The organism is Commensalibacter sp. A3DC (assembly GCF_047307945.1).
In the GTDB taxonomy this organism is placed as follows: Bacteria; Pseudomonadota; Alphaproteobacteria; order Acetobacterales; family Acetobacteraceae; genus Commensalibacter; species Commensalibacter melissae.
The window spans coordinates 1-306 of sequence record NZ_JAXOQA010000130.1; the positions used below are offsets into that span (position 1 = coordinate 1).

The following is a 306-nucleotide window of genomic DNA, read 5'->3' on the forward strand; positions in this document are numbered from 1 at the left end:
TGAACCGTTACATCACCTTTGCTCAGAGAGCCAATCTGGCCTGAACTGTTGTCAATTTTACCTTTTGCCGTTAGGGAAAGATCATTATTCTTGGTTAAGATACTACCTGAATGATTTAATATATCTCCTTGAATATCAAGCATTAGTTTGTCTGAATTCGTATTTATCTGATTTCTGTTATCCATGGAGCCAGCTTTGATTGTCAACACGCCCTGCGAGACAAATATGTTTCCCGCATTGAGAAGGCTATTGGCGATGGCAAGTGTTCCATCCCCGTTCAAGCTGCTAATGGAGGCATCCCTGCTA

The 306-nt window shown here is 41.8% G+C and carries 1 protein-coding gene; it reads right to left on the reverse strand.

The annotated features are described in order from the left end of the window. Positions 1-281, reverse strand: a 281-nt coding sequence (locus tag U0839_RS08810) for a hypothetical protein (protein WP_413550520.1), incomplete at its 3' end; no start/stop codon positions are given. Between the last annotated feature and the right edge of the window lie 25 nt (positions 282-306).